Raw genomic sequence first — 4,405 nt, 5'->3', positions numbered from 1 at the left:
CCTCAATGACTACTCCATCCCGCATACCCATGTGCGGCGCACCTTGATGGTGCTGGCCAACGCAGACCGTGTGCGCGTGCTCGATGGCTGAGTGTGAACACCCAAGTCGATGGACCCATAACCACGTTTGGTAATGTACGTTTAGGCGAGGATTGCAAACAAAACGGCGTCGGTATTGCTACGGACGCCGCTTTGTTAGAGCCGGTCAATGATCAGAAGGGCTCGTCAGAGTTGAGCCATGGTTTGTCGGGGTTGACATGGCGTTTGGCCTGCTTGGTGTAATGGCGATAGATCCGCTCACCATAGCGACTCAGGAAGTTGGCTGCTATCACCTCCAAGAACTCGTGGATCTCAACGGCGTCTTCTTCCGACAGCGTGCGGGTTTCAGCGCTTTCACACATCGGGCATGGGTAGCGGTGCTTGGCTCGTCTCATGGTCAGCGCCCCGCACCAGTCACGCGACGCTGCGTGGGCTTGGCCGGGGGCGCAAAGACATCCATGTACAGCTTCTCATCGAGCAGCGGTAAATCCTTTTGCGCCGCACAGGCCAGCAGTTCCGCCGCCATCGTCGTCAGAACCCGATAGTTGCCAGCGGCATGGTCACACAAGGTATGGCGCAACTGGGCCGTCATCAAACTGGCATTACCCGCGCCGGCCAACAAATGCTCCAGGCAGGCCAACAGTTCATCCCGACTGGCAAACTCCGTGGCCAGCCGGGTACGAATCCGGCTCCCCAGGGGAATGAGTTCCTCCCGGCGCAGTTTCTCAATCAGTCTGGCATCCCCCGCCATCACGATGCACAACAGCGACTGTGAATCAAAGCTCGAACTCGCCAACAGGCGCAACTCCGACAACACCTGAGCCGTCATCTCCTGCGCCTCATCGACCAGCAGCACCGCCCGACAACGGCTGGACTCCATGTGAGCCAGCCAACGCGCACGCAAAGCCTTGAAACCACCCCAACGATTGGAGGGTCGCAGCGGCACCCCAAAGACATCCCCCAGCTCACGGTAAAAGTCCGCCAGATTGCTCTGAGGGTGATTGATGGCGCCCACCGTCACATCGGGCAGCTTCTTCAAACGCTCGGCCAGCACGCGCAGCACAATGCTCTTGCCGCTACCGGGCTCACCGTGCACCATGGCAAAGCCACCTTCGCGGATTTGTGCATGCTCAATGCGCCAACAAAAACTCTCGATCTTCTGCGGCACATAGATCGCGTCCACGGGCAACTCTGGCGAGAAGGGATTGAACTTGAGCCCATACAGGGCCAGTAGCTTGTGATTCATGGACAGACCTCATTCGTGGTGGTTTGGGTTGCTGGGGGGACACAAGTGGGCAAATAGGCCGGCGGCACGCCGGTGGCGGCGTAGTCAGCCAGGAGCTGCGTCATCAAAGCAGGTAGACCCTTTGGTGCCAGCGGTGAAAGATCAACATCGGCTGGACTCAAGCGGCGACGCTGGCCATTGGCGTTGGCGGACTTGTCCAATGGTTTGACTGGGCACAGGATGGCGCCGGTGCGCGCATCCACCAGATCGACCCGTGATAAATCCCAGCGCGCATAGTGCAATTGAACCTGTTGCAAGTGGCGGTAGCGACTGGGTATCTCAAAGCGTGCGCCACCCAGACTGACGGTTCCGTCCGAGCGGCGCTGTGTGCGCTTGACCTCAATGCGAAAGCGCTCAGTCAGTGCAGCACTGCTTGGGCAGGGCCGACTGACATTGGGGCCAGCCAAATAGTGATCCATCGGCGTAGCATCAATCTCGCTGTGCCGCGTGCGGTGGTATTCCTGCTCGGTCCAGGCTTGGGTCGCCAGATTGAGGGCATCCAGGTCCAAGCTTTGCTCGCCTTCGAGCATGGCCATCAAGCGCCCTTCAAGGCGGCCCCAGAAGGATTCCTGCTTGGCGTTCTGGTACGGCGAATACGGCAGCGTGGTTTGGTGCACGATGCCAAGTGCCGCCAAGCCGTTGGTGGTTTCCTCAGCCAGCATCGCCGCCCCGTTGTCGGTCATCAAGGCGCGCGGCAGGCCGCGCTTCATGAAGGCCTGGCACAAGGCATGGATCAGGCTTTGCGCCGTCTCGTCCAGATACCACTGCAAGTGGCACACCAAGCGGGAGCGGTCATCGATCACGCACAGGATCATCGGCGTCACCCACTCTCCCAAACGGGTGAGCACCTTGCGCGAACCGTGGTGGAAGTCCAGATGCCAAAGTGCATTGACATGGTCCACCTCAAAGCTGCGCACCTCCAGACGTTCCAGCCGGTCACGCGCGGCCAAGGCACCGGCAGTGGCGCGTTTGGGTTGGGCCTGGCGAAACATGCCTTGGGCCAAGAGGTAGCGGCGCACGGTTTGGTAAGAAGAGACTGAAGACGAAGAAGACGAAGAAGACGAAGAAGACGAAGTAGCGGCTGCGCCGCCACTGCCTTGGAAGCTCACGCGCAGGTTGTCAAAGTGCAGTTGTGCAGTCCAGCCTGGGTGCTCGCGGTATTGTTGGGTCAAGGTATCGATGACCAATTGCGACAGGCTGGGGAAGCGCTGGACGCCACCGCGCAGGCGGTTGCGCAGGGCAGCCACCGGGTCATCTGCCTTGCGGGCCGCGTAGTACCAGCGCTCCAGCGTGGAGTGGCCAAAGCTGACATCCATCCCAGATGCTGGATGGCGCCAGGTCTTGGTGGCCAGCAGGCCCAAGGCAGTTTGCAGTTCGCCTGGATCGGGCGGTGCGGCCAGCAAGGGGCCAATGATTAAGAAGCGCAGGCGCGCCCAGCGGTCGCGCTGACGGGGATCTTTTATGGGTTTCAAGTTCACTCCAAATTGCGACGCCGGCGGCATCGCTTGTGGGAGTGAAGGCTACAAATCTTGGGTGAGTTTGACTATTGGCATCCTCTGCGGGAAATCAGCGAGCCTCTTGCAGCGTGATCACAGGGCGCACGCTCAAGGGGGATAGAAAGGCCAGCAGACGCATCGCCACCTCAGCCGCAGGGCCGGCAAAGCGTTCAATCAGGCTGGTGGGCAAATGCTGGGTGTCAACCGGGGGCATGAAGCGCGCGCAGGCAGCAGCCCACAGGGGCGTGGTGGGAAAGACTTGAAGCCACCAATGGCGCCACCGTGCAATGGTGCGAGCGGGTACACCCAGTGCATCAGCCAGTTGCACCGCCTGCGCACTGAGCGTCGTGCGTCGCACCGACATCAGCACCACGATCAAGCCTAGGTACAGGCGTCGCCCCAGAAACCGCACCGACACCGCCGTCGTTCGCTTACGGCACTGGCTACAGCAGAAGCTAAAGCGCGTCTCAAAGTCAGGCCGTAGCTCAGGCGGACAACCACGCGGCTTGCGCGGGTAGTCTGCCTTGTGCAGGACAGCTCCGCATGAACATTGCTGGGATTGCAATTGAGCCGCCTCGTGCGCATCAATTTGCAATAAAAGTGAGAAGAAGTTGGGGTTTTGAAGTAAGGCGTGGCACACTTTGATGGTCTCGATCTTGGTCGAAAGAGACTCTCCCACAAGGACCGCTTGTTCAAAGTCCTGGTGGGAGATTTTTATTGTCTGTCACGCTGAATTGATCAATTCACTGTGCAATGGCCAGCGCGATTGGTGAAAACACTCACCAGGGGGGGGCCTGCGGCGCCCTGGCAGGGGCCTGATACAGAAAATCCAAAAACCTCCGGACTCGCCCATCCTCACCGTCACACCCATATGCAAGAAGTGCGTTGCGTGGACGCCTCCCGCACCTGATTTTTTCAATAACGGTGATGGGTCGAACCATCCATCCATCACGCTACTTGATCAATTCGGACTGGTATGCCATCACGGGGGGTGAACATGCTCACAAGGCGCTCGGACGCATTCAACGTTTCGTTCGCCTGCATCCGACTTCGCTGAACGGTCGCGAAGTAACTGAGCCCGGCAACAATCAGCCCAGCAAGGGCGGTCAGAACTTCGAGCGAGATGCTGTCCATGCGGTCTAACGTTTGCCGTTAGCGGCAGTCACAAGTGGGCGGAGCCCGCTTGTGACTGCCCGTTCGATGGAAGGGTTAGGTGCCTGCATGGGACTAGACGCGACTGGCTGAGATGAGAAGGAACAGCGGTATTCGTTTACGACGAAGGAAGGTCTCTTCCGATTCGAAATTGGATCGAAGAGGTTTTGATTCGCGAAGGCTCTCGACTCTAAACCCGCAACGCTGCAGAGCGAGAAAATGATCCTCTACCGTTCTATGGTACTTGACCACGTTCGCGCCCATCCACTCGGTTACCCGCTTCCCTGTACTGAAGTAGTTGTCTACTACCCAGTCTTGGCGCGGCCCTGATTCCTTCCAAGCGAGGTCGCACGACGTGACGACGGGGTGCTCGACCGAAAAGACGAACATTCCACCAGGGCGGAGCGTCTGATGCACTTTGTGCAACAGTGGT

General features: G+C 59.1%; 6 protein-coding genes and 1 pseudogene. 2 read left to right on the top strand and 5 right to left on the bottom strand.

The features are described 5' to 3' along the window. The first annotated feature begins 16 nt into the window (after window positions 1-16). A complete protein-coding gene (locus AC097P_RS23145) occupies window positions 17-91 on the top strand; it encodes a hypothetical protein (protein ID WP_479612799.1) in 75 nt (24 codons plus the stop codon). 121 nt (window positions 92-212) lie between these two features. Here the strand turns inward: AC097P_RS23145 and AC097P_RS23140 are convergent, their stop codons facing one another. The 4 genes from AC097P_RS23140 to AC097P_RS23125 all read right to left on the bottom strand — a co-directional run bounded on the left by AC097P_RS23140 (window position 213) and on the right by AC097P_RS23125 (window position 3,238). Beyond that, a complete protein-coding gene (locus AC097P_RS23140; protein WP_479612798.1) occupies window positions 213-434 on the bottom strand; it encodes a hypothetical protein in 222 nt (73 codons plus the stop codon). A 2-nt stretch (window positions 435-436) separates the two neighbouring features. Continuing rightward, on the bottom strand, window positions 437-1,285 hold the full coding sequence (locus AC097P_RS23135; RefSeq protein WP_479612797.1) for an ExeA family protein: 849 nt from the start codon (window positions 1,283-1,285) through the stop codon (window positions 437-439). Further along, complete coding sequence (locus AC097P_RS23130) at window positions 1,282-2,796, bottom strand: DDE-type integrase/transposase/recombinase (RefSeq protein WP_479612796.1); 1,515 nt, start codon at window positions 2,794-2,796, stop codon at window positions 1,282-1,284. Before AC097P_RS23130 ends, AC097P_RS23135 begins: the two co-directional genes overlap by 4 nt. Before the next feature lie 94 nt (window positions 2,797-2,890). Continuing rightward, the gene (locus tag AC097P_RS23125; protein ID WP_479612795.1) at window positions 2,891-3,238 is read right to left on the bottom strand and encodes a hypothetical protein; all 348 of its coding nucleotides are present in this window, start codon (window positions 3,236-3,238) and stop codon (window positions 2,891-2,893) included. Between the two features lie 509 nt (window positions 3,239-3,747). Here AC097P_RS23125 and AC097P_RS23120 point away from each other — a divergent pair. Continuing rightward, window positions 3,748-3,963, top strand: a complete 216-nt coding sequence (locus tag AC097P_RS23120; RefSeq protein ID WP_479612794.1) for a hypothetical protein — start codon at window positions 3,748-3,750, stop codon at window positions 3,961-3,963. Between the two features lie 84 nt (window positions 3,964-4,047). Here the strand turns inward: AC097P_RS23120 and AC097P_RS23115 are convergent. Continuing rightward, a pseudogene (locus AC097P_RS23115) lies at window positions 4,048-4,405 on the bottom strand (hypothetical protein); the annotation flags it as partial.

This window comes from Rhodoferax sp. ZS1R8, assembly GCF_056521325.1.
Note: the sequence above shows the minus strand (reverse complement) of the source record. Positions and strands in the feature narration are given on the sequence as shown.

Bases quoted from the DNA above. Each gene is read 5' to 3' on its own strand.
- AC097P_RS23140 (WP_479612798.1), bottom strand. From the start codon at position 434: ATGAGACGAGCCAAGCACCGCTACCCATGCCCGATGTGTGAAAGCGCT.
- AC097P_RS23135 (WP_479612797.1), bottom strand. From the start codon at position 1,285: ATGAATCACAAGCTACTGGCCCTGTATGGGCTCAAGTTCAATCCCTTC.
- AC097P_RS23120 (WP_479612794.1), top strand. From the start codon at position 3,748: ATGGGTCGAACCATCCATCCATCACGCTACTTGATCAATTCGGACTGG.